The 24,441-nt window shown below is 52.2% G+C and carries 24 protein-coding genes; 18 read left to right on the forward strand and 6 right to left on the reverse strand.

What is annotated here, in order from left to right; genetic code table 11:
- Positions 1–12 precede the first annotated feature (12 nt).
- The 3 genes from ACYVJG_RS03685 to ACYVJG_RS03695 all read right to left on the reverse strand — a co-directional run bounded on the left by ACYVJG_RS03685 (position 13) and on the right by ACYVJG_RS03695 (position 2,772).
- A complete protein-coding gene (locus ACYVJG_RS03685) occupies positions 13–909 on the reverse strand; it encodes a LysR family transcriptional regulator ArgP (protein ID WP_460429843.1) in 897 nt (298 codons plus the stop codon).
- Between the two features lie 109 nt (positions 910–1,018).
- Positions 1,019–1,789: a metallophosphoesterase gene (locus ACYVJG_RS03690; RefSeq protein ID WP_460429844.1), complete on the reverse strand. Its 771-nt coding sequence runs from the start codon at positions 1,787–1,789 to the stop codon at positions 1,019–1,021.
- Between the two features lie 374 nt (positions 1,790–2,163).
- Positions 2,164–2,772 carry a DUF5610 domain-containing protein gene (locus ACYVJG_RS03695; RefSeq protein ID WP_460429845.1) on the reverse strand — a complete coding sequence of 203 codons (609 nt, stop codon included), beginning with the start codon at positions 2,770–2,772 and terminating at the stop codon, positions 2,164–2,166.
- Between the two features lie 167 nt (positions 2,773–2,939).
- Here ACYVJG_RS03695 and ACYVJG_RS03700 point away from each other — a divergent pair, with 167 nt between their 5' ends.
- Together ACYVJG_RS03700 and ACYVJG_RS03705 are read left to right on the forward strand one after the other, a co-directional pair.
- Positions 2,940–3,542: a class I SAM-dependent methyltransferase gene (locus ACYVJG_RS03700; RefSeq protein WP_460429846.1), complete on the forward strand. Its 603-nt coding sequence runs from the start codon at positions 2,940–2,942 to the stop codon at positions 3,540–3,542.
- Between the two features lie 45 nt (positions 3,543–3,587).
- On the forward strand, positions 3,588–4,913 hold the full coding sequence (locus tag ACYVJG_RS03705) for an aminotransferase-like domain-containing protein (RefSeq protein WP_460429873.1): 1,326 nt from the start codon (positions 3,588–3,590) through the stop codon (positions 4,911–4,913).
- On the opposite strand, the gene ccoG is transcribed toward ACYVJG_RS03705, so the two are convergent.
- Positions 4,903–6,225 (reverse strand): cytochrome c oxidase accessory protein CcoG, encoded by a 1,323-nt coding sequence (gene ccoG, locus ACYVJG_RS03710; RefSeq protein WP_460429847.1) that lies wholly within the window; start codon positions 6,223–6,225, stop codon positions 4,903–4,905. The genes ACYVJG_RS03705 and ccoG overlap by 11 nt on opposite strands.
- 239 nt (positions 6,226–6,464) lie before the next feature.
- Between ccoG and ACYVJG_RS03715 the strand changes: the two genes are divergently transcribed.
- The 3 genes from ACYVJG_RS03715 to ACYVJG_RS03725 all read left to right on the forward strand — a co-directional run bounded on the left by ACYVJG_RS03715 (position 6,465) and on the right by ACYVJG_RS03725 (position 11,833).
- Positions 6,465–8,126: a methyl-accepting chemotaxis protein gene (locus tag ACYVJG_RS03715; RefSeq protein ID WP_460429848.1), complete on the forward strand. Its 1,662-nt coding sequence runs from the start codon at positions 6,465–6,467 to the stop codon at positions 8,124–8,126.
- 204 nt (positions 8,127–8,330) lie between these two features.
- Complete coding sequence (locus ACYVJG_RS03720) at positions 8,331–10,034, forward strand: methyl-accepting chemotaxis protein (protein ID WP_460429849.1); 1,704 nt, start codon at positions 8,331–8,333, stop codon at positions 10,032–10,034.
- 125 nt (positions 10,035–10,159) lie between these two features.
- Positions 10,160–11,833, forward strand: coding sequence for an MASE1 domain-containing protein (locus ACYVJG_RS03725; RefSeq protein WP_460429850.1), 1,674 nt, complete (start codon positions 10,160–10,162; stop codon positions 11,831–11,833).
- Here ACYVJG_RS03725 and ACYVJG_RS03730 read toward each other — a convergent pair.
- Positions 11,822–13,762: a methyl-accepting chemotaxis protein gene (locus ACYVJG_RS03730; protein ID WP_460429851.1), complete on the reverse strand. Its 1,941-nt coding sequence runs from the start codon at positions 13,760–13,762 to the stop codon at positions 11,822–11,824. The genes ACYVJG_RS03725 and ACYVJG_RS03730 overlap by 12 nt on opposite strands.
- A 230-nt stretch (positions 13,763–13,992) precedes the next feature.
- Positions 13,993–14,352 carry a hypothetical protein gene (locus ACYVJG_RS03735; RefSeq protein WP_460429852.1) on the reverse strand — a complete coding sequence of 120 codons (360 nt, stop codon included), beginning with the start codon at positions 14,350–14,352 and terminating at the stop codon, positions 13,993–13,995.
- Between the two features lie 277 nt (positions 14,353–14,629).
- Between ACYVJG_RS03735 and hybD the strand changes: the two genes are divergently transcribed.
- From hybD to hypE, 13 genes are read left to right on the forward strand one after another with little or no spacing between them, the layout of a single operon-like run.
- Positions 14,630–15,238 (forward strand): HyaD/HybD family hydrogenase maturation endopeptidase, encoded by a 609-nt coding sequence (hybD, locus tag ACYVJG_RS03740; RefSeq protein WP_460429853.1) that lies wholly within the window; start codon positions 14,630–14,632, stop codon positions 15,236–15,238.
- Positions 15,239–15,250: 12 nt separating this feature from the next.
- Complete coding sequence (locus ACYVJG_RS03745) at positions 15,251–15,547, forward strand: HypC/HybG/HupF family hydrogenase formation chaperone (protein WP_460429854.1); 297 nt, start codon at positions 15,251–15,253, stop codon at positions 15,545–15,547.
- Positions 15,548–15,561: 14 nt separating this feature from the next.
- Positions 15,562–16,002 carry a thioredoxin domain-containing protein gene (locus tag ACYVJG_RS03750; protein WP_460429855.1) on the forward strand — a complete coding sequence of 147 codons (441 nt, stop codon included), beginning with the start codon at positions 15,562–15,564 and terminating at the stop codon, positions 16,000–16,002.
- On the forward strand, positions 15,999–16,862 hold the full coding sequence (locus ACYVJG_RS03755) for a hydrogenase expression/formation protein (protein WP_460429856.1): 864 nt from the start codon (positions 15,999–16,001) through the stop codon (positions 16,860–16,862). The genes ACYVJG_RS03750 and ACYVJG_RS03755 overlap by 4 nt, the downstream gene beginning before the upstream one ends.
- Positions 16,855–17,070, forward strand: a complete 216-nt coding sequence (locus tag ACYVJG_RS03760; RefSeq protein ID WP_460429857.1) for a rubredoxin — start codon at positions 16,855–16,857, stop codon at positions 17,068–17,070. The genes ACYVJG_RS03755 and ACYVJG_RS03760 overlap by 8 nt, the downstream gene beginning before the upstream one ends.
- The gene (gene hybE, locus ACYVJG_RS03765) at positions 17,067–17,516 is read left to right on the forward strand and encodes a [NiFe]-hydrogenase assembly chaperone HybE (protein ID WP_460429858.1); all 450 of its coding nucleotides are present in this window, start codon (positions 17,067–17,069) and stop codon (positions 17,514–17,516) included. Before ACYVJG_RS03760 ends, hybE begins: the two co-directional genes overlap by 4 nt.
- A gap of 5 nt (positions 17,517–17,521) precedes the next feature.
- Positions 17,522–18,502, forward strand: coding sequence for a hypothetical protein (locus ACYVJG_RS03770; RefSeq protein WP_460429859.1), 981 nt, complete (start codon positions 17,522–17,524; stop codon positions 18,500–18,502).
- The gene (hypA, locus tag ACYVJG_RS03775; RefSeq protein ID WP_460429860.1) at positions 18,495–18,836 is read left to right on the forward strand and encodes a hydrogenase maturation nickel metallochaperone HypA; all 342 of its coding nucleotides are present in this window, start codon (positions 18,495–18,497) and stop codon (positions 18,834–18,836) included. The genes ACYVJG_RS03770 and hypA overlap by 8 nt, the downstream gene beginning before the upstream one ends.
- Positions 18,837–18,887: 51 nt before the next feature.
- Entirely contained in the window at positions 18,888–19,736 is an 849-nt protein-coding gene (hypB, locus tag ACYVJG_RS03780) for a hydrogenase nickel incorporation protein HypB (RefSeq protein WP_460429861.1), read from the forward strand.
- Positions 19,736–22,051: a carbamoyltransferase HypF gene (hypF, locus tag ACYVJG_RS03785; RefSeq protein WP_460429874.1), complete on the forward strand. Its 2,316-nt coding sequence runs from the start codon at positions 19,736–19,738 to the stop codon at positions 22,049–22,051. The genes hypB and hypF overlap by 1 nt, the downstream gene beginning before the upstream one ends.
- Positions 22,042–22,272 carry a HypC/HybG/HupF family hydrogenase formation chaperone gene (locus ACYVJG_RS03790; RefSeq protein ID WP_460429862.1) on the forward strand — a complete coding sequence of 77 codons (231 nt, stop codon included), beginning with the start codon at positions 22,042–22,044 and terminating at the stop codon, positions 22,270–22,272. Before hypF ends, ACYVJG_RS03790 begins: the two co-directional genes overlap by 10 nt.
- Positions 22,269–23,402: a hydrogenase formation protein HypD gene (gene hypD, locus ACYVJG_RS03795; protein ID WP_460429863.1), complete on the forward strand. Its 1,134-nt coding sequence runs from the start codon at positions 22,269–22,271 to the stop codon at positions 23,400–23,402. The genes ACYVJG_RS03790 and hypD overlap by 4 nt, the downstream gene beginning before the upstream one ends.
- A complete protein-coding gene (gene hypE, locus ACYVJG_RS03800; RefSeq protein WP_460429864.1) occupies positions 23,399–24,436 on the forward strand; it encodes a hydrogenase expression/formation protein HypE in 1,038 nt (345 codons plus the stop codon). The genes hypD and hypE overlap by 4 nt, the downstream gene beginning before the upstream one ends.
- Positions 24,437–24,441: the final 5 nt, after the last annotated feature.

The raw sequence follows: 24,441 nt of genomic DNA on the forward strand, positions 1-24,441 counted from the left end.
ATTACTTGGTAATCAAACCATCGGCAACAACACTTTAGCCGCATGATCGGCGATACATTGCGATAACTCCTCAAACCTCGGGGATTGCACAGTCCAATGATGCCAAAATAATGGCACATCAGAAGGACGATGAGGGGCGAGATCGACCAGACGTTGACGAGCAATATCATCGGCCAACTGCTGCTCCGGCACCATTCCATAGCCAAACCCTAGGCGAATCGCACCAATAAAAGCATCACTAGAAGGCAGATAATGACAAGGATAGGCCTCATCAGGCAGTCCCAATTCACGCAACAAAAAATCAGCCTGCAAACGATCTTTACGATCAAACACCATCACCGGCGCATATCGCGCTGCCTCACGCTGCAACCCATCAGGGAAATACTGGCGTTGAAAGGCAGGCGAAGCCACCAAACGATAACGCATGATACCCAACGGCAACGCGGTACACCCACGCATCGCACGCGATGAGCTGGAAATACATCCCAACACCAAACCGGCTTCCATCTGAGCATGCGTATGATCTTGGTCATCCACCCGAATATCTAACAACAGACGTTGCTGCTGCACAAAATCGGCTAAAGCTGGCAATAACCACGTCGCCAAGGTGTCGTTATTCACTGCCAGACCCAAGCGCAACGGGGCATTGCGTAAGTCGAGAAATGACTGGCTAAACTCTTCCTCCAATGCACATTGCCGCCGTAAGTATTGCACCAAAAACCGCCCAGCATGGGTTGTACGACATGGCCGACTGCGTACCACCAACGGCATACCTAATTCGGTTTCTAATGCACGCACTCGCTGAGACACGGCGGAGGGCGTTAAATGTAGCTGTTGTGCGGCTTGTTCAAAACTGCCACTGTCAATCACAGCCAACAAAGCTTGGGTTTTACGGTTGTCGAGTTGCATAAAAAAACAAAGCAAAAGAAAGGTCAAGAATGGTAACCGCTGTCAGCACAAAAAAAACAGCAAACCGATGCGGCTTGCTGCTTCCAAAGGTTGTGCTACATAACAGGATTTACTGGAATACCTTGATATAAGGTTGTTGCTGAATGGGGTCGGTATGGGCAGTCGGTTGTGCAGCATTGATCTGCACCAAGCTTAAATGACCATCACCATACGCACAATTCACCCCAAATACCGCACCGGTATCAATCACAAACAGATTACCGAGTGGCGTGACGCAATCTTGTGGGGTATGGCCAGCATAAATACGCGCAATGCCCTCCACTCCCGTACGATCTTGTTTATTGGCGCGATAGCGACCCCATAAACACGTCTGCACAGTTTTAGTTTTTTCGGCGCGCAGGGCGTTAGTAAATTCTTGCCAATCCATGCCCAGCGGCACTTCCGCATGAATAATACCCACCAAGCCATTCGGTGTTTCAACTTCAATCGCAAATGGCAAAGCGCAAATTTTATCTAATACACGGTAGCGGTCGTCATCGGAGATGTCATACCACCATTCAACCCCATTTTGCTTGGCCCACTCGGCAATGTGGCTCAGATCGGGCGTACCATCGACATACATATCCAACAGCATATCTTCATGGTTACCCATCACCGGATGGAAAAATGGCTGTTGTAGAAACTCCAGACAACGTAGCGACTCCGGCCCACGATCAATCAAATCCCCCACGGAAAATAGGCGATCTTTACCCGGGTCGAAATCAATACAGGCCAGTGCCTGCTCTAGTAAAGAATAACAACCATGTATATCGCCCACAACAAAATCACGGCCTGTTTCATTGATTGAAAAACGGCGAACCATTTGTAAATTATCATCCATTTTAGTGCGTCCTTTGCGTCGGGTAAAAACAACTTTGGGTTTGAAAAAATACTGATAGAGAGAACGAAAAAACGTCAGACCAACCATACCACCTCTTCTTAACTTGTTGTTGTATCAGTAGTTACCAAGCCACATTAGCAGTTAATTCCATCGCTGACAACTCTGTCGCCCTTTGTTGGTGCATGGCCAGCGCGGAGAAAGCCAATAAACAAAACATAATCAATTCAATCTATTTTTTATTTTCAAAAACCAAATATTCCTTAGAATATAAAAATAGAAAAAACGCATTCAATTAATATATTTCAATTTTTAATTTGAAATAAAAAATGGGGGCGGTGAGTCGCACTCACCGCCCCCGCCTTCACGATTAAACTTTATTCTGCTGCAGGTGTCGCGTTTGCTTCACGTTGTTGCTGAATCGCCGACAAGGCATTGCTTAAGAAATCGTCGTAGCCTTTTTGCACCAGCTCATAGGTTTTGTTAATCCCTTCGGCAACATTCCCATTGAGCACACCCAAGCCTTGCAGAATCTGGCTGGCTTCGTTGAAGCCCTTTTCAAACCCACCACGAATCACACCGACAAAGTCTTTCACCAACGTTTCTGGATCTTTATCTGGATTTTGTGCGGCATACGCGCCAAAGAAAGCCGTGGTCAATGACACAATGCGATCGGCGGTGCCTTCGGGCGAGTTGTCTTGCCCCATCGCATTCTGAATCGCATTGGGCCCCAGCGAGGGTTCGAGTTCGACATTGATCGCTTCCACTGCCGAGCGATACAACAACGCCTGTGATTTATCACCCGCCTTAATCGACACTTCCAACGCCGATTGCACCACTCGGGCATTCAGTTGTTCTTGTGCGGTCAGTTCAGCGGTTTTTTCTTCTTTTTTTACCGCATTGGTTTGTTCTTTCTCAGTTTTTTTCACTGAGGTCTCAGCTGTCACAGGGCGGCTGTTGGCAGCGATGGCGCTAGAATAGGTCATGGTGACTCTCCACAAAAGTAAGCAAAATCCGCTTATCTGCAGTATCGTCCACCACTAGATAAGCTTGAAGCAGAAACAAAAACTTTTCTCGCTTTAATTGATATCATCCACCCTGCCCCCATACATCGCCGCACCGTCATCGACAAAAACCGAAGAAAGTATCCACCATGACCTCTGTTTCTCACTTCGATCAAGCGGCACAAGGCTGGGAGCAACGTCCCATCTCACAACAACTGGCCAGCAGCATTCCCACCGCGATTGAACAAGCGATTGCCTTACAACCACAGCATCGGCTATTGGATTTTGGCGCGGGGACGGGTTTGTTAAGCGCGGCCTTGGCATCACAGGTGGCGGAGATCGTGGCGTTGGACACGTCCGATGCGATGTTAGCGGTGTTGGCAGAGAAACAACTGCCGAATGTGCGTATTGTGAATCAAGATATTTTTCACGGCATGGCTGACACCTTTGATGGTGTAGTCAGCTGTATGGCAGTGCATCATGTTGCTGACACGGCCGGATTATTCACCGTCTTTTTTCAACATCTCGTCAGTGGTGGTTTTATTGCCATTGCCGATCTCGATCAAGAAGATGGCAGTTTTCATGGTGATAACGAGGGCAAAGGGGTGAAGCACTTGGGGTTTGATCGGCAACAACTGAGCACGATGTTGCAGAACATTGGCTATCAAGCTATCGCGTTTCACACCGCAGTGAATGTTGAAAAAGATGGCCGCAGCTATCCGGTTTTTCTGCTAATTGCCCGTAAACCCTGAGTTTAGCCAGTTTTGAATAAAAGCACCCGACTGCTGCATTTTTTCTTGCAAGCCATAGAAGGCGAAATTTACGCGCACGGCGAACGCTTGCCTTCTTTGCGCGAGGTGTGCCGCGTGCATCAGGTGAGCATGTCCACCGCCAAAAAAGTCTATTACGACTTAGAACGGCAAGGTTATGTGCAAGCCTGTCCACGCGAGGGCTTTCGTGTGCTCACCGGTGCGCGGCCAACGATCAACAACACAGAATTGGCCGATTGGCGTTGGCAATTACAACAACCTGCGCCAGCGGCATGGGGTTCACCTTTTATTCATCCCAGTTTGGCTTATGCGCCCAGTTTGGCACAAGCGTATCAACGTGCCCTGCGCCATCCTCCCAGCGATCATCCCCCAATGGCAGGTTTTGATCCGCTGCGACGACAAATTGCCCGCCGTTATCTTGAGCAAGGGGTGGCTGTCGATTGGCGTCAGTTGTTAATCACCTGTGGTGCTATGGAAGGCTTACAGCTGGCATTGCGTGTGGTCAGTCAGGCCAAGCCACAGGCAAAGATTGTGGTGATGACACCGGCTTTCCCCAGCGTGTTTGATTTGTTGCAACAGGCTCAAATTCCCTACTGTTGTCTTGCGGTTGAACAAGAAAATGACTTGGTACCGCAGTTGGCAGCATTGGCAAGCACCAACGCTTTAGCCGGCGTGGTTTTGATGAGTCAATGCCGCCATCCCGATGGCAAGGCGTTGTCAGATCGCTGCAAAACAGCTTTAGTCGAATTTGCCACGCAACAGCAGCTCCCGTTGATTGAAGACGATACCTACCGCGAGTTGATTTACGATGGACAACCGCGTTTGCCGTTATTGGCCTTAGATCGACAAGGGATTGTGTTACACACTGCTTCTTTTTCTAAAACCTTTGCCAGCGGTCATCGGGTCGGTTGGTTAGCGACGGGGCGCTTTCATCATGCAATTTGTGCCTTGAAACACAGTTCAACGCTCGGCTCGCCCCTGCCCAGCCAACACGCTCTAGCCACTTTTTTAGCTGAAGACCAAGCTGAACCGCATTTAAGCCGCCTGCGCCCGCTGTTACAACAACGGATTCAGCTGATGCGGGACACCGCTTTAGCGGTTTTCCCAACAGGGACACACATTGAGACACCAGCAGGCGGCTATTTTTTATGGGTGAAACTCCCGAGTGAGCTCGATCCGATGGCGGTGTTGCCCTTGGCACTGCGACAGGGGATTCACTTTGCGCCGGGTAGCTTGTGCCAACCGCATCAAGCCCCCCATTATCTACGACTCAATGCCAGTGCTTATTTGCCTGCTCAAGCCGCGTATCTCACCCAACTCGGTTCACTGTTACAACATTCGCTCAATCCGTAAAGAAACGCGAATGTTCAATCCGTTGCTGACCGGTTTGTGATTCGGTCAACACCCACTCAATTTCATGCCCCCCTGCAGTGACAGCTTCATCCATCGGTAAGGTCAAACTCAATGACAGTTCGGTGCGCGACAGAGGCGGCACTGTCACCAGATATGGTTGTGCCGGCAGGGTCAGTTGTGGCAGACCACGCGCTTCAAGTTGGAATTGCACCGGCTGTTCTCGCCCATTGCTCAGACGCAAGACATAATCGTTTTGCCATTCCCCCTCGCTGGTTTGCCGCACCAGTTGTTGCCGATCGCGCAAGACATCCATTTTAAAAGGAATATGATTTGCCAAACCCCACCCCATCGCCGCGATCACCAACAACAACCCTGCGCTATACAACACCGTTTTGAAACGCCATAACGGCATTTTTTCTGCATCAGCAGGGGCATAACGAATTAAACCGCGTGGTTTATGGATTTTATCCATCACCTGATCACAGGCATCAATACAGGCGGCACAGCTGGTGCATTCGTACTGCAAGCCATGACGAATATCAATCCCTGTCGGACACACTTGGACACAGATACCGCAATCGACACAATCGCCTGTTGCCCCATCTTGCCCTCGGCGGGGTTCACCGCGAGGCGCATCATAGGCCACCACCCAAGTATGACGGTCAAACATCACCCCCTGAAATCTTGCATACGGGCACATGTGTTTACACACCGCCTCACGCAGACGATCAGCCAAGATAAAAGTAAAAGCGGCGTAAGATAACAACCAAAAGACTTCCCAATAGCCTATTTCCAGTGTCAACAGCTGTGACCACAAAGTGCGTGCCGGTGAAAACCACGCAACAAAGGTAAAACCAGTCCACAAACAGAAGGCGATAGCCAAGCCATAACGGGCCGATTTGCGGAGGATTTTTTCAAGATGCCACGGTTGTTGTGCCAATTTACGGCGGGCAACATGGTCGCCCTCACACAATCGCTCAATCCATAACATGATTTGTGAATAAACCGTTTGCGGACAGCTATAACCACACCACACTCGCCCAACAATGGTTGTCCACAAAAACAAAGCAAAAGCACAGGCCATCAACAGCGCAGCGAGATAGATGAAATCCTGTGGCCAAAACACCCACGGCCCAATTAACAATCGACTGTGTTCGATATCAAACCAAATGGCCTGCCGCCCTTGCCAATTTACCCACGGCATCACAAAGAAAAATAATTGTGTCAGCAACACCATGCCGACACGCCAATAGTTAAAGCGGCCATGCACAAGACGGGGATAAAACGTCATGGTCTGTTGTTTTGCTGTCATTGCCTACACTCACTCAGGAATGAAAGTCAGCATCGTAGACAGCGACTGACTGAGAAAATAGTCACAGCAATGCACCAACTTAGGTACACAGCAAAACCAAAAACAAAATAAAAAAAGAAATTTTTTGCAAAAACTCCACTTATAGCAAAATATTGACAAAATTTTATGCCATATTAAAATGCCGACACGCTAAAAGCACTATTTTAGTGCAAACCTCTTTCCCATCGCCAAGGTGTGTTATGCGATTAAGCCATCTCAAAATCCATGTCCAGCTGTTCCTTCTCACTGTTTCAATGATCGTTGTGCTGTTAATTGTTGGTGTACAGTCCTTTATTGCCTCTAACGATAGCCTAACCCGCGCCAAAGACATCTACGACAATCGGCTTATTGCCATCATCCAGCTAGGTGAAGTCGAAAACGCCATTAGCCAAAACCGGATGCAAATGATGTTAGGGACGTTTGCCAGCACCTCACTCGGTGATATTCCTCCTAACGCAGCTCAACGCGATCAATACTTCAATGCTATTGCTGCAACACGCGCCAAACGCGATCAACAATGGCAAGCCTATATGACTACTTATCTGACCGATAACGAAAAAAAATTAGCAGAAGTTGCCGCCACCGCCATGCGGCAATACGATCAAATGGCCGACCGCTATATCGCCTTGATTCGTGCAGATCAATTAGGTGATGCCGAACGCTTCCGTCTGAAAGAACTCACCCCACAAGGACGGAGCATGAATGAGGCCCTGAGCGCGCTCATTGCCTATCAAAAAGACACGGCTGAACGCGATTACCTCAGCAATCAAGCCGAAACGGAACGGGAGAAATGGATTAACTTAGTGTTAATTGTGTTGGGTGTGGTGGGTAGTCTGGGTTTGGCGTGGATTATTGGCCGCAGTGTGACACGCCCGCTTGCCGAAACGGTCAAAATTGCCCAAGCGATTGCCAATAAACAACTCGACATCTCGGTGCCACGCGGTGGTGATAATGAAGTGGGTCAGCTGTTAGCCGCCTGTCGCCAGATGCGCGATGCCTTAAACGAAACACTTTTATTAGTTCATCGCAACTCTTCAGAAGTCACCTCAGCCGCAATGCAGCTACGCGAAAATGCCGGTCATATCCGTCATGCGTCGCAGCAACAAAGCGAAGCCGCCAGTGCTATGGCTGCTGCTGTCGAAGAATTGACCACCAGCATCGACCAAGTCTCACATCGCACCCAAGCGGTACAAAACGATGTTGACCATGCTCATGAACAATCGATCTCGGGCAAAAAGATTGTCAGCCATACCGCAGAAGAAATGCGCAAAATTGCGGATAAAGTCCGCGCTTCGGCTCAGATGACACGCCAACTGGGAGAGCGTTCGCAGGCCATCGACAGTATTGTCGCGGTGATTCGTGATATTGCGGAACAGACTAATTTATTGGCGCTGAATGCAGCGATTGAAGCCGCCCGCGCCGGTGAACAAGGGCGCGGCTTTGCCGTAGTGGCCGATGAAGTGCGGAAATTGGCCGAACGAACCGCACAATCTACCCAACAAATTGGTGAAATGATTGGCGCCATCCGCAACGAAATTGAAATTGTGGTACAGGATATGCAAGAAGGGGAAACCCACATGCAAGGCGGAGTGGAGTTGGCTGAAAAAGCACAACAGGCGATTGATGCCATCACGCAAAGCACCGCCAGCATTCACCACGCTGTGAATGATATTTCCCACGCTTTACAAGAACAAACCACCGCCAGTATGGATGTGTCGCGTAATGTTGAGCATGTGGCGCAAATGTCGGAGGAAAACAGCAGCGCCGTAGGCCAAACCGCCGACTCTGCACAACATTTACAACATCTTTCGCAACAATTAGATGACGTGGTCAAGCAATTTAATTTGCGCGGATCGAACTAAAAAGTCATAACATATTTATTTACAGACACTTATACAACCCTATTTCCGTCGCGGGAATAGGGTTTTTTGTCGAAAACAACAAAATTAGAAATTAACGTTTGATGAAATGTAATCGCATAACATATAATCATATTCTCGATTTTTTCAGAAACGGAGTGGGGTATGTCTGGTGTGCGAGTACGTTCCATTTTTCTAGCATTGATAGTGTTCTCATCACTTTTGTTATCGTTGACATTGTTATCGCTCACCAAGCTTTCGACAGCCTCAGATGACCTTGCCGATGCCAATGCCAAACGCTATCAGTCTTATTTGTTGGCCGATATGCTGCGGCAAAGCTCGGATGACCTCACTCGTTTAGCGCGAACGTATGTGTTGACCGGCGAGAGCCGCTATGAACAACAATACTGGGATATTTTGGCAATTCGGAATGGCGAGAAACCGATGCCACAAGCGTATGAACGGATTTATTGGGATTTTGTCGCAGCCGGAGAAACCCAACCGCGCCCCAACGGACGGCAAGTACCCTTACTGGATTTGATGAAGGAAGCCGGTTTTTCTGAAGCAGAATTCGCCAAGCTGAACGAAGCCAAAGCCAATTCTGATGGACTGGTGAAAACAGAAACCATCGCCATGAATGCGATGAAGGGGAAATTTGAAGATGGCCAAGGGGGGTTTACTCGCACCGCCGATCCCGACCCAGTGCTGGCACAACGTCTGATGCACGATGCGGCCTATCACCGCGAAAAAGCCAAAATCATGAAGCCGGTGGATGAGTTTTTTGTTTTGCTCGACCAACGCACCCAAGGCGCGGTTGACCAAGCTGTTGCAGCAAAACAAACCGCAGAATGGTGGGTATGGACAGCGCTGGCCATCAATTTAATTGGTTTGGCTTTGGGTCTGTTGTATAGCTATCGCGTCTTACTGAATGTATTGGGCGGTGAACCGGCGGCGGTGTTAGAGGTGGTCAAACAAATTGCCGCCGGTAATTTACGCACCCCTGCCACTGCTGCCAAGAAAGACAGCCTGTTACACCACGTCCATCAGATGCAACATGCGTTGCGGCAAACCGTCAATCTGATTCAAAACAAGGCGCAAGAAGTGGATAGCGCCAGCAATGAGTTATCGTCCGTCACCGAACAAATCGGTACTGCGGCACAACAACAATCCCAATCCGCCGCCAGCATGGCCGCTTCGATGGAAGAGCTGAGTTCGAGTATTGAGCATGTTTCAGAACAAACGGACAGTGTCAGTGAGCGTTCTTTACACACCACAGAGCAAATTAACCAAGCGATTGAAGTGATTTTGCGTTTAGATCAAGAGATCAACAAAATTGCCAGTTTGGCTAGTGAATCGAATCAAACTGTCTCGCAGCTTGATGCCATGTCAGCACAGATTGCTTCTGTGGTCAGCATTATCCGTGACATCGCTGACCAAACCAATTTATTGGCGCTGAACGCGGCGATTGAAGCAGCACGGGCCGGTGAACAAGGGCGGGGGTTTGCTGTCGTAGCGGATGAAGTGCGGAAATTGGCCGAACGCACTGCCACAGCGACATTTGATATTCAAAACATGATTCAAAAAGTTACGAACTGCACCGCCCAAGCCAATCAATTAACGCAATCGCAATCAGCACAGGTGCATGTTGGCAGTCAGTTGGCACAAAGCGCTAAAGAGGTGATTGATGGGGTAACGAAAGAATCCAGCCACACCGTGCAATCGGTGCAACAGCTCAATCATTCATTCCGCGAACAATCCACTGTCAGCCATCAACTGGCACACCAAGTGGAACATATTGCCCAAATGAGTGAAGAGACGCATGCAGCGGTTAACCAAATCGCCCAAGCGGCAAGACGTTTGCGAGGCTTAGCGCATGATATGCACCATTCGTCTATGCAATTCCAAACTTAACCCCACATCGGCATAGACAGCACCACAAAAACAGAGAACAATCCCGTGTTATAAAAAATCCAACTACACTAAAGCATGGCTATTTTATGCCTTTGTGTAGAATGTTCAGTGGAACAAGGATCGTCATGGCTTCTGACACGGGATCTCCTTCAATTTGGGCAGCGGACGACACGCTCTCTTATGCATTGTTGTCCGTGCTTGTTTTTATCAGTTATTTCGTTGCGGCCAAAGCAGGGTTGGCAATGGCGTTTGTCCACGGCAATGTGTCTGCTGTCTGGCCGCCGTCTGGCATCGCTGTTGCTGCCTTGTTGTTATATGGTTGGAAAATCCTGCCGGTTCTCACCCTTGCCAATTTCCTCGTTACGCTCACCACCCCCACCCCATTTTGGATTTCACTCGGCATCGCCACCGGCAATACAGTTGAATATGCCTTGGCTTATCTGTTGCTGCATGTGTTGTGCCCTCAAAAAGATCATGGCCAATTCAATTCATTGCGCACTGTGTTGTGCCTATTGCCCTGTGCCATCTTTGCCCCAGCGCCAGCGGCCTTATTGGGTGCTTTAAGTTTGTGTTATGGCGCAATAGCTGGATGGAATTTGTATTGGGATATTGTGTTGACTTGGTGGTTAGGTGATGCGGTCGGTATGCTGTTGATTGCTCCAAGCTGTATCTTAGGATTTTCTTTGCTGGCCTATCTGCGTGGTTTATCAAAAGAAAAAGCCATCGAATTTTTTGCGCTGACACTCAGTGCCGTTTTTACGGCTTGGATCTTATTCGGCAATTTGTTTGCCTTTCCAGCCGGCACCCGTTCTGCTGCCTATGTGTTATTTCCTTTTATTATGTGGGGTGCGCTGCGTTTTCATCTGTTCGGTGCACTCAATGCTGCCTTAGCCATCTCGATTCCAGCCGTGATTGGCACTGCCCACGGTGTCGGTATTTTTAGTAGTGACAGCCAAACCGAAAGTTTATTACAGCTACAAGCTTTTATCGCTGTCTTAACCATGACGGGAATGATAGTAGCCAGTGCGCTGTATGAGCGGCAACAATCTGCCCGCTATGCTATTCAAACCGAGCGCCGGATTCGACAGCAAAATGCTGAACTACAGCGCTTAGCCGAAGTGTCAGCACATCATTTACAAGAACCTGTGCGCCGCCAAATTTCGTATGCCCAGCTTTTGGCTTATGCCATCGAGCACATGCCACCGCATAGCGACATTAACAAGGCCGACTTATTATTACCGATGCAGTTTATTGAGCAAGGCGCGACGCGTCAAAGAGCGTTATTGCATGATATTGAGCGCTTTCTTGCCGCAGGGACGGCCCTTGCCCCAGCACAGCCACAAGAAACACAACAGATACTCGAACAACTGCGCCAGCGGTTACACAGTATTTGCCAAGCCAAACAAGCCTGTCTTGAATTTGACCATTTACCACCGGTGTTAATTGATAAAAATCGATTGGAAGAGGTGTTTCACGAACTGATTAGCAACGCACTGCAACACGCCCACCCAACATCCGGCAAACTGTTACTCATCACGGTGTCAGCTCGTCAGGCGGGGCAGCGGGTATATTTTCGAGTGGAAGACAATGGCCAAGGCATTGCTCCGGCCTATCGCGCTAAAATTTTTGCCGTATTTGAAACAGTGAATCCACACACCACCGGCACCGGCATTGGCCTTGCCATTGTGCGGCGGATTGTCGAAAGTGTGGATGGACATATCAGCTGCCACAGTACCCCCACCGGCGGCTGCCGTTTTAGTTTTGACCTACCAGCCGCCTCGGTGCCATCAAGACATTAAATGATGCGGCAGACGGAAAAAGGCGATTGCTTGCCGCAGTTGATTGGCTAAGGATTCGAGTTGTTCTGCTGCCACTGCATTATGTTGCGTCGAGGCGTTGGTCTGCTCGGCCATGCTGGCGATGTAACCAACGTGGTTGGCAATTTCAGTGGCTGTGCTAACTTGTTCGCGTGTCATCACCGCCACATCGCGCACCTTATTGAGCGAATCGAGAGCTTGGCGGTGAATTTCGACCAACATCGCCGAGGCCGATTGTGCCCGCGCCAACCCTTTTTCCACTTGCGGATTCACTGCCGCCATTGCTTCAACTGCAGAATGGGTTTCGAATTGAATGGTCTCAATCATTCGGCCAATTTCCGTCGTCGCCGATGCGGTACGCTCAGCCAATTTCCGCACTTCATCCGCCACCACGGCAAAACCACGCCCTTGTTCACCAGCGCGAGCAGCTTCAATCGCCGCATTCAGGGCCAATAAATTGGTTTGGTCAGCAATCTCTTTAATCACATTAGCAATTCCGCCAATGTCTTGTGAGTGCTGGAACAAAGTTTGAATTTGTTGTGTTGATTGGCTCACGGTTTGAGAGATTAAATCCATCTCAACAGCCGTTTCTCTCACCAGTTTTTCACCATCTTCTGCTAATTTGGCCGTTTGCTGTGAGTTTTCTTCAGTATAACCAACGGTTTGCGATACTTCGCTAATACTGGTTTTTAGCTGTTCGAGCGAAGCAGCCGAGGCCGCCGTCGCTTGGGCCTGATGATAGGATGCGGAGCCAATTTCACGCGCTGCAGTCGCAACCTCTTTGGCACCACCGGATAAAGACCCTGCCATCTGGGTGATTTGTTGAAAAACATGGCCAAGTTTTTGTTGCATTGTGGCCATCGCGGCCAGCAAATTTTCAGTCGTCGAAGCGGAAACGGATAGCGGTTGTGTTAAATCACCGTGAGCAATACGGGTGGCTGTCGCTGTGGCATGGCTGGGCTCACCCCCCAGCGGTTTTAACACCAAACGACTGAGTAACACCATCAGCAAACCGATAATCACCACACAAGCAACCACCCCAGCCAAAGTAATCATCAACGCACGTTGTCGCACCATGTCAACCGCCTCGGCTCGAGGATAGGCAGCCAACACCGAAAATCCCCACTTATCGAACTGATAGCGCGAGATGTCCCAACCGGTGTTCTCTTTCAACAACGTTTGGACTTGCTCATCACTGACATGACCAGAGCGAAATCTGACTTTGCTTTGATAATCCAAAATCGCCATAAAGCCGGTATTCAACAAGCGGCTTTTATCCACCACTTCTTGTACGGCTGCCATGTCGATTTTGTAACCGACATACCAAATCCCAATTACCTGACCTTGGTTATCACGAATCGGCTCATAGCCGGTTAAGAAAGGGTTACCAAGAATATCAACGAGACCATAAAAGGCCTGCCCTTGCCGAATGGCAGCAATCGCCTTGCCTTTTGGGTCGAGAATCGTCCCGATAGCACGCTCGTTGTCTTTTTTAACATTGGTGGCAATACGAACGAACTCATCACCGTTTTTCACAAACAATGTGGCGGTCCCCCCGGCAATTTTGGTCACACCATCGACCAAGGCATAGTGTGCCGCTTGTGGCTGTGTACCAAATAGCAAATTGGGAACGGTTTTATCTTTGATGGGTACGCTATCACCAAGCGATGCCGGCCCGAGTGCTTCACCTCGTTCAATCAACAATCGCATGGCACTTTTCACCTGCTCACTGACTAAAGCATCAGTGACGGTCAGCACTTGCCGAGTCGTGTCGAGTTGTTGTTTGGCTTTCGCTGCAATCTCATGCTCAATTTGTTGAGTTTCAATCATGGAAAACAACACCGTGCCACTGAACACGGTCAATAAAATCAGTGCCGAGACATACAGCGCAAAGCGTTTGCGTAGGGTCATGTTAAATCCTGTCAAACAGAAACCAGCCAAAACAACTTATAAGAACATAAATTGTTTACGATTTGATGCGAAAAACCAGCATATTGCGCAGTTTTGCGGAATCTATCGCACACTTTGCATTTCTTATTTGATATGAATCAGAAATAACCCGCAATGAGAGGATAAAAAATAGGCCATCTGTTTAACAGATAGCCTATTTTATTAAAATAGTTTTTTATTTGTACTAATTGTTAACGTGGCCAGACGGACTTTAGATGAGGATTAGGACGTTCAGCATCTTGCAATGGATAGGGGTCAGCAACATAGCCGGGGCCTTTCATCACCAACACAATAAACGCACCCAAGGCCACGGTAAACAATACCGTCCAATACAAAATCAGCAGGCTAATCAAGAAAATATCAGTCGAAATCAGCGCTTGTTCACCCGACAGCGGCCATGACCAGCCATACCACAACCGCATCAACACCGCTGGCAATAGAAAAGCAGCACTGCCACCCAGTGTTAATTTGGGCATCGCCCGTAAGACTTCGCGCTCAATACCCGAGGGCGAGGGAGGAAACTGCGGTAGCCGATTAAATAATCCAGACATGGTCTTTCCCCTGCAGTTTTGTGGCTTTCAATAGACGCATAGTAGAAATAATCATCACTATTTGTCAATAACAAATCATGGACAAAAAATTTTGCAAAATTGACTAAATCAAAACCGCAAATTAACTTTCCAGCCGTTACATTTAATGGAAACTTACTTTGCTATTTTTTCACCATGTAAATAACATTACCTCAATAAAACAACAGATTAAACGAACCAATCAGCTGGCACAGGTTTTGATTGTCCAAGCGACTCTGTAACAAACGAAGGGGCGAGCATGGCAGCGCCACGCATTGTGGTTTTGGGCTTGGGCAATTTATTGTGGGCGGATGAGGGGTTTGGGGTGCGGTTGGCAGAACAACTGTACGCCAACTATGAATGGCCAGCCCAAGTTGACATCATTGATGGGGGCACACAAGGCTTGTTATTGCTGCCATACGTCGAAGAAGCCGACTGTTTATTGATTTTAGACGCGATTGATTTTGGCCTACCGCCGGCCACCTTACAGGTCTTCCATAATCAGGCCGTCCCAGCTTATTTGACTGCCAAAAAAATGAGTTTGCATCAAACCGGTTTTTCTGAGGTATTGGCACTTGCCGAATTGAAAGGCAGTTTACCAGCAGAAATTACCTTATTAGGGATGCAGCCAGAGATCTTGGAAGATTACGGTGGCAGCCTGTCGCCTTCGGTGCGGGCCTTGTTACCACAGGCCTTAACACAAGCACTGACTATTTTAGGCAATTGGGGTATCGAGATTCGTCCCTGTGCACAACCACAGGCACGCCTGAACGATGCCAGCCTTGAATTAAACCGCTATGAACAAGAACGTCCCTCGGCAGAACAAGCCTGTCGGGTGGGTGATGCGCGGGTATTAGAGCGGGGTTAGAACAAGATGTGCATGGGTATTCCAATGCAAGTCGTGGCGGTGAACGCGGGATTGGCCTTGTGTCAACGCGAAGACCAGAGCCAGCATCAAATTGATTTAAGTCTTGTTGGCCAAGTTGAGGTCGGAGATTGGGTATTGGTCTTTACCGGCGCGGCGATGGAAGTGATCAGTCCAGAACGAGCACAACAGATTCAACAAGCCTTGTCGGGTTTAGCCGCCTTATTACGCGGTGAGGCTTTACCAGATGAGGCGTTTGCTGATTTATGCCACCGCGAGCCACAGCTCCCGCCACACTTACAACGACAATAAGGAATATAAACAGCATGGCAATAGATGAAAGCATGATGGCCACGCGCTGGCAGGGCTTAGGTTATCAGGCCCTAACCACTACCACATTAGATCAAATCGTGGCTGAACAAGTGCAGGGTATCTGGCTGATTTTGACCACCGACCCTAAACAGGTGCCAGAGGTTTTTGACTATGCAGTGATTTTGCCCGAAGTGTGGAAACACTTAGGCCATCCCGACGCGCCAATCTATTGGGCGACCCCGAATGACAGCCGCAGCATTGCCCAACGCTATGGTGTATTGAAATTTCCGGCGTTGCTGCGGTTGCGGCCAGAGGGCTATGTTGGTGCGTTAATCAGTGTGTTGGATTGGCCGGAAATGGTAGAACGGGTGGCCTATTTAGCACAGGCGCCCGTGTCACGTCCGCCCAGTATCGGCATTGCCGTCCGCGCCAACCACGGGAGCTGCCAAGCATGATGCAATTTCAAGGTATCCCACTGGTCACGCTCGGCCCAGGGTCGCAGCCGGTGGAAGAGGATTTGCACTATATGGCGCTACCGCGCGAGGTAGATAGCTTTGCCATGCCATATTTGCCGACTGCAGAAGAAACCACTGAACTGTCGGCGGCAAAAGCTGTTTTGGCCTCGCTGATCGAGCAGATGGCAGACGGCAAAGCAACAGCTTATGCGACGGTTGACCATTTAGATGCTGCCAACCGTACTTTATTGGCACAGGTATTAGGGGAAGGCGAGGTCAGCGCGCGCGTGAAATACCTAAATGGCCACGAACTGTGTATTCAAGAATCGGTATTCGCTGGCATCTGGCGGGTGTTGCAATACGATAGCGCAGGGCAGTTGCTTGCTGATTGGGTAGAAGCCAGCGATATCCCCTGTGCGGTCTGGCAACAAGCGGCTGCTTTTGCCAACACAACCTTCACTCCGCTTGCCATCGGTGAAGCCTGTTTGATGAATGCGCCAGCGGTGATTCATGAATTGGCACAACGCGTTGTTAGCTATCGCTCAGCTGAAGACGATCATGTCATCAATTTGAGTTTATTACCGATGACGCCAGAAGACATGGCCTATATCGACGCTCATCTTGGCGGTGGGAATAGCGGTGTATTTTCGCGTGGTTATGGAAAATGCCGTGTGATGAGCACCCAGCTACAGCATGTTTGGCGAGTGCAATACTTCAACGGAATGAATCAAGTTTTATTGGACACGATTGAAATATGTCGTATTCCAGATGTGGTATTAGCAGCGGAAGAAGATCGACAAGACGCTAAACAGCGCTTGCAAGAGGCTTTAGCGTGGCTCAACGGGGTGGCACATGACTGAACAATTTGAAGGCAGTTATCTTGGTCGTGATGAACGACTCGACCCACACAGTCGTTTAGAGTGCAAAATCTGCTGGTGGATCTATGACCCTGCCGAAGGCGATGCAGTGTGGCAAATTCCAGCGGGCACCCCTTTTTACAATCTTCCCCCGCACTGGCAATGTCCGGTGTGTGATGGTGATAAATCACAGTTTATGGTGTTGGCGTGAGTGTAGAGATACGAGTCCTAGAACGGGTGTTTGTGGGGATTCAACACACAAGGATGCAAGGGCTAGACGAATTGCTCAATCCGCTGTTGCAGGTTGAAGCGGTGGGTTTTCGATATTGGCAAGGTTGGCGGGTGGGGGTGTTGATTACGCCGTGGTTTATGAACTTGATGATTTTACCGGATAGCCGGCCTTTGCCGGCACGCGGCGAAGGAGAGACGGCGTATGTATTGGAATTACCAGAAGGCGCAATAGCGTTTCTGTTTGGCCATGAACGCGAGTTGGGAGATTACCTGATGTGCTCGCTGTTTTCTCCGGTGAAAGAGTTTGCCGATCAACAAACCGCACGCCTTGCGGCACAAGAAGTATTGAAATTGTTATTCACTGATCAACCCGCAGAGCCGGTGCCGGATTTAAGCCGGCGGCGGTTTTTTGGTTTGCGGGGGTAGCCATTGTGCCAAATCTCCATCGGCTTGAGGTTCACTGCATCGACAAGGCCTATTTCACACAATGGCATCGCCTAGACATCGAGCGCAGTTTTATTGGTCAACACAAAAAAGACGTGCTTAACCAAATTCCGCATTGGTTTGGTGTGTGTAAAAACGCACAGACTTGGGCGGCGCGGTTAGCGTTGGGCGAGGTGGCGGCGGACAGTCCACCGCCGGCAGCGTTGGGTTATGAATTGGCATGGGAAACCCTGCGGCGGTGGTTGTTAAATTGGTGTGAGGTGGTTGAGGACGGCAAAAGCGCGGTGGGGGTGCAAAAGCTGGGTCGGGCGCAAAGCGTGGCGGATTTGATTGTTCTGACGGAAGAAGAGGTATTGCAAGACAAGTTGGCCAATGCCTTGGGGCGTGATGTAGCGGGGTGGGAGGCATGGGCGGCGGCTGGACAAAGTGCATTAGCGAGGGCCTTGGGCTGGTGGTTGGGACAAAGGGGAGAAACGGGTGTTGTGCTTTGTGATTGGCGTGAGGCGGCGCCGTTTTACCCACTTTCTGATGCTTGGCGTGGTGGGGTGTTGTCGTACCAAGGGCCGGCGGTGGAGGTATCGGCGCTTGCTCGCTACCAAACCCAATTACAACCGTGGCTTGTGGCGGGGAAATACAGCGCGGCGCGGTTGTTAGCGCGAATCATGCGCTTGTTGGCGGTGTTGGCTGGAGAGGGGGTGTATTGCAAGGTGGTGGGTGGGGCACACCAACAGCTTGCTTTGGTGGAAACGGCGCGAGGGCCGTTATTGCACTATGCCGCGCTGTCGCCAGAGGGCTGGGTGCAGTCTTATCACATTGTCCCGCCGACACTTTGGCACAGCCATCGTACAGGGGCGATTTCGCAGGCGGTGGCGGGGGGAGATCGCCAATGGGCAGGGCAGCGGGTGTTGCTAATCGATCCCTGTGTTGAGTATGTATTTTGTGGTTTTGATGAGGGCAATCATGCATGAGATGTCGTTAGCCGAGGGGGTGTTGACGCTGTTAGAGACACAGGCACAACAACAAAACTTCAAGCGGGTGAAGCAGGTGTGGTTGCGGATTGGGGCGTTGGCGGGGGTGGAGGTGTCGTCGCTGACTTTTTGTTTGGATGTGGTGTTACAGGGCAGCCTTGCTGATGGGGCGGTGGTGCATGTGTTACACGAGGCGGGCCGAGGGTGGTGTTTGCCGTGTGGTGAGGCGGTGACGGTGGCGAATCGGTTTGATGCGTGTCCGAAGTGTGGTGGGTATCAGATTCAGATTACCGGCGGTGATGAGATGCAGGTGGTGGAATTGGAAGTGGATTAGCCGTGGTGGGTGTGGCGGTTGGATGTGGATAGCACAAGGGATAAGAACGCGATGTGTACGATCTGTGGTTGTGGGCCGGATGAGGTCAAGATTGAAAAAGTTGGGGTGAGATATCCGTATGCCGGTCGGCGGGTGAAGCAAGTCGAGGCGGTGTTGCCGGCGGTATCAGAAAACGGGGGGGTGTGCGTTCATGGGTATGGAGAAGGAGAGGCGGGGGGGTCGGTGGTGGGGTTGAGCCAATCGAGGATGGTTCGGTTGGAGCAATCGTTGTTGGCAAAAAATCAGGAGTATGCAGACCGCAACCGAGGGTGGTTAGAGGGGTTGGGGGTGTTGTCGTTGAATTTGGTGTCGAGTCCGGGTTCTGGCAAAACGACATTGTTGGTGGAGACGATTCGGCGATGGCAGGCGCGGACGCCGTTGATGGTGATTGAAGGAGACCAACAGACCAGCCACGACGCGGAGCGGATTCGGGCGGCGGGGGCGGCGGCGTTGCAGATTAACACCGGCAAGGGTTGTCATTTAGATGCAGCGATGATTGAGCAGGCGTTGCAGCAATTGGCTGTGCCAAAGAACAGTGTGTTGATGATTGAAAACGTGGGGAATTTGGTGTGTCCGGCGGGGTTTGATTTGGGGGAACGGCATAAGGTGGCGATTTTGTCGGTGACCGAGGGGGCAGAGAAGCCGTTGAAATACCCAGATTTGTTTGCGGCGGCGGCGGTGATGGTGGTGAACAAGGTCGATTTGTTGCCGTATGTGGATTTTGATGTGGCGCAGTGTGTGGCGTATGCGCGGCGGGTGAATCCGGCGTTGGAGGTGATGTTGGTGTCGGCGAGAACGGGCGAGGGGATGGCGGATTGGTTGGGGTGGTTGGAACGGCAACAGCAGCAGATGCGGGTGTGATGAGACAGCGGTGGCGGGGGTGGGTGTCGGGTCGGGTGCAGGGTGTGGGGTTTCGGCCTTATGTCTGGCGGTTGGCGGTGGCGTTGGATTTAGTGGGATGGGTGGCGAATACGGCGCGGGGGGTGGAGCTGGAGGTTGAAGGCGACGCGGCGGCGCTGGCGGCATGGTGGGTGCGGTTTGGGGTGGCGTTGCCGCCGTTGGCGGTGATTGAGGCGCAAGGTTGGCAGGCGGTGGCGTGTCAGCCGGCGGTGGGGTTTGTGATTGTGCCGACCGAGGGGGCGCAGGGGCAGTTGAGTGTGCCGGCGGATATGGCACCGTGTGCGGCTTGTGTGGCGGAGATGTTCGGCGAGGGCGGGCGACATCATCACCATCCGTTTGTGAACTGCACGCACTGTGGGCCGCGTTATAGCGTGGTGACGGCGTTGCCCTACCATCGAGCGCATACCACCTTGGCGGAATTTGCCCAATGTCCGGCTTGCCAAGCGGCGTATGAATCCCCTGCCGACCGGCGTTTTCATGCGGAGCCGAATTGTTGTGTCGATTGTGGGCCGGTGGCGTGGTTTGAGGATGGCGAGGGGCGGCGGCAGGCGGGTGATGCGGTGGCACAGGCGGCGGCGGTGATTGCTGGTGGGGGGGTGTTGTTACTGAAAAGTGCCGGTGGGTTTCATTTGGTGTGTGATGCGACACAGGCGGCGGCGGTGGCGCGGATACGGGCATGGAAACAGCGACCGCGTAAGCCGTTGGCGGTGATGGTGGTGAATGAGGCCAGTGCGCGGCGTTATGTCGTGTGTTCGGCGGCGGCGGCACAGCGGTTGAATGATTTAAGCCGGCCTGTGGTGTTGTTACCAAAAACAGCGGCGGGGGCGGCATTGCCAGCGGTGGCACCGGCGCAGCGGCATTTGGGGGTGTTTTTGCCGGTGACACCATTGCATTACTTGTTGTTTCACCATGCTGCAGGGCAACCGGCGGGGCAGGGGTGGTTGGATTGTGGGTGGCCGATGGTGTGGGTGATGACCAGTGCCAATCCAAAGGGGGCACCGGTGGTGATTGACAATGCGGCGGCGCGGGCGGGGTTTGGTGGGGTGGTGGATGGGATGTTGTTGCATGACCGACCGATTGCACAGCGGGTGGATGACAGTGTGGAGCAGTGGTTGGCGGATCGGCCTCGGGTGATACGGCGGGCGCGGGGGCATGTGCCGTTGCCGCAGCGGTTGTTGCCGGCGGTGGCGGTGGCGGGGGCGGGGTTGATTGCCACGGGCAGTTTTTTAAAAAACGCGCCGTGTGTGGTGAATGATGGGCAGGCGGTGGTGGGCAGTCATGTGGGTGATTTGCAGCATCCGGCGGCGTGTGAGGCGTTGGTGGAGAGTGTTGAACGCTTGTGGCAGTGGCAGGCGGGGACAGCGGCGCCGCGTTTGGTGGTGTCGGATTGGGGGCAGCATTTTGCCGCCAGTTATGGCCAGCAGTTGGCGGCGCGGTGGGGGGTGCCTTATTTGGCGGTGCAACATCATCATGCCCATGTTGCGGCGGTGTGTGCGGAGCATGGTTTGGTGGGGCCGGTGTTGGGGGTGGCGTTGGATGGGTTTGGTTTGGGTGAGGCGGGGCAGGCGTGGGGCGGTGAGTTGTTGTGGGTGAAGGGGGCGCGGTTTGAACGCTGTGGTCAGTTGGCACCGTTGACGTTGTTGGGGGGGGATGCGGCCACACGCGAGCCGTGGCGGTTGGCGGTGGCGTGGTTGTGGGAGCAGGGCTTGATGGCGGAGGTGGATCAGCGATTTGCTGCCTATGCCGCGCATTTGCCGTTGTTACATCAGCAATGGTCGCGCCGCTTGCATTGTCCGACGAGCAGCAGCATGGGGCGTTATTTTGATTTGGTGGCGGCGTTGGCGGGGTTTGTTGGGCCGGTGGAGGAGGAAGGCGAGGCGGCGCAGTGGTTAGAGAATTTGGCGGGTGAGCCGGTGGCGGCGGCGGCGGCGGTGCCGATGGTGGGGGAAGTTTTGTCATTGACACCGTTGTTGCAGCAGCTGTTGACGGTGGCAGAGCCGGCGGCGATGGCGCGGCAGTGGCATGAGCAGTTGGTGGCGGCATTGGCGGGGTGGGTGTTGGCGGCGGTGGAACGGACGGGGGAAAAGCGGGTGGTGTTGGCGGGGGGGTGTTTGGTGAATGGTTGGTTGGCGTTAAGCCTGCGGCAGGGGTTGGTGGCGGCGGGGTGTGAGGTGTGGTTGGCGGAGCGTTATCCGTGTGGGGATGGAGGATTGGCGTTGGGTCAGGCGTGGGTGGGTCAACAGCGGTTAGCTGAGGGGATGGCGGAATGTGTTTAGCGTTGCCGGTGCGGATTATTGAGCGGTGGGGGGTGGATCGCGCTAAGGCGGAGATTGAAGGCGTGGTGCGGGAGATTTCGGTGGCGTTGGTGCCAGAGGTGGACGTGGGGGAGTATGTGATTTTGCATGTCGGTTATGCCATTGCGCGGTTGGATGTGGCGGAGGCAGAGCGGACGTTGGCGTTGATGGCGCAGTGGGCACGGGGTGAGGGTGGTCTATGAAGTATGTGGATGCGTTTCGCCAAGGGGATGTGGCGCGGGGCTTGGCGGCGCGGATTGCCGAGGCGGTGCAAGTGGGGCGTGAGTATCGTTTGATGGAGTTTTGTGGGGGACATACTCATGCCATTGCGCGGTATGGTTTGGCGGCGTTGTTGCCGCCGGCGGTTCGTTTGATTCATGGCCCGGGTTGTCCGGTGTGTGTGTTGCCGGTGGGTCGGATTGATTCGGCGATTGAGCTGGTGTTAACGCATGGGGTGATTTTGTGCAGTTATGGTGATGCCTTGCGCGTCCCCGCCAGCGGGGGGATGAATTTGTTGCAGGCGCGGGCACGGGCGCGGTCGGGGGGTGAGGTACGCACGGTGTATTCGACTGAGGATGCGTTGGCGGTGGCGCGGGCGCATCCGACACGGCAGGTGGTGTTTTTTGCGATTGGGTTTGAAACGACCACACCGGCGACAGCGTTGGCGTTGCGGCAGGCCGAGGCGGAGGGGCTGAGGAATTTTTCGGTGTTTTGTAATCACGTTTTAACGCCACCGGCCATGACGCATTTGTTGTTGGGTGAGGGTGGGGCGGGGTTGGATGGTTTTATTGGGCCGTCGCATGTGAGTGCTTTGATTGGCAGTGAGGCGTATGCGGGGGTGGCGGCGCAGTTTGCTAAGCCGGTGGTGATTGCGGGTTTTGAGCCGTTGGATGTGTTGATGTCGGTGTGGATGTTGGTGGAGCAGATTAACGCGGGTCGCTACGAAGTGCAGACGCAGTTCTCCCGCGCGGTGTCTCCCGAGGGTAATGCGGTGGCGCGCCGGTTAATTGCGGATACCTTTTGTTTGCGTCCGGCTTTTGAGTGGCGGGGGTTGGGTTCGTTGCCGTTGTCGGCTTTGGCTTTGGCTCGGCGTTATGCCGCTTTTGATGCCGAGGTGCGTTTTGATTTGGCTTATCGGGCTGTGCCTGATCATAAGGCGTGTGAGTGTGCGGCTATTTTGCGTGGGGTGCGTCATCCTCGGGAGTGTAAGGTGTTTGCTAAGGCGTGTTTCCCGCATCATCCCTTGGGGGCCTGTATGGTGTCGAGTGAGGGCGCGTGTGCAGCGCATTTTCAGTATGGGCGGTTTGTTGAGGCAGGGGAGGCGGCGCTGTGAGTGCGGTTTTTGATCGGTTGGATTTTGTGAATGGCCATGTGGATTTGGCCATGGGCAGCGGCGGCAGGGCATCGGCATTGTTGATCGAGCAGTTGTTTTATCCTGCTTTTGATAATCCCATTTTGCGACAAGGCAACGATCAGGCTGTTGTTTTGGGGGGAGGCGGGCGGATGGCCTTGAGCACAGATTGTCATGTGGTGTCGCCTTTGTTTTTTCCAGGGGGGGATATTGGCAGTTTGGCGGTGCATGGCACAGTCAATGATTTGGCGATGGGCGGCGCACAGCCTTTGTTTTTAACCCTCGGCTTTGTCATCGAGGAGGGCTTGCCATTGGCCGATCTCCGCCGCATCGTCCTTTCCATCGCCTCAGCCGCTCATGATGCTTCTGTTCAGGTGGTGGGGGGGGATACTAAGGTGGTAGAGCGGGGGCACGCCGATGGCTTGTTTGTGACATCGACTGGCTTGGGGGTGGTGCCAGAGGGCGTTGTGTTGTCGGGGGATGCTGCGCGGGTGGGTGATGTGGTGTTGGTGTCGGGGTCAATGGGGGATCATGGCATGGCGGTGTTGTCGCAGCGCCATGGCTTGGCTTTTTCAAGCCCTATTGTTTCAGATTCTGCGCCGCTACATAACATCGCTTCTGCTTTGATTTCTGCATGTCCGTCTTTGCGCTTGATGCGTGATCCAACGCGGGGGGGATTGGCCACGACATTGAATGAGTTGGCGCAGCAGTCGGGGGTGGGAATGGTGTTGGATGAAGCGGCAATTCCGGTATCTGCTTCAGTTCGTGCGGCATGTGAGGCGTTGGGAATTGATCCTTTGTATGTGGCAAATGAGGGTAAGTTGGTGGCTGTGTGTGGGCCGGAGGATGCTGAACGGGCTTTAGAGACGTTGCGCGCACATCCGCTTGGGCGGCAGGCGGCACAGATTGGTGAGGTGGTGGCCGATCCCCATCGTTTTGTTCGGTTGCGGTCGTCTTTCGGCGGGGTGCGCCTTTTAGATTGGCTATTTTCTGATCAGTTACCCAGGATTTGTTAATTCGT

This window comes from Aquaspirillum soli, assembly GCF_054781915.1.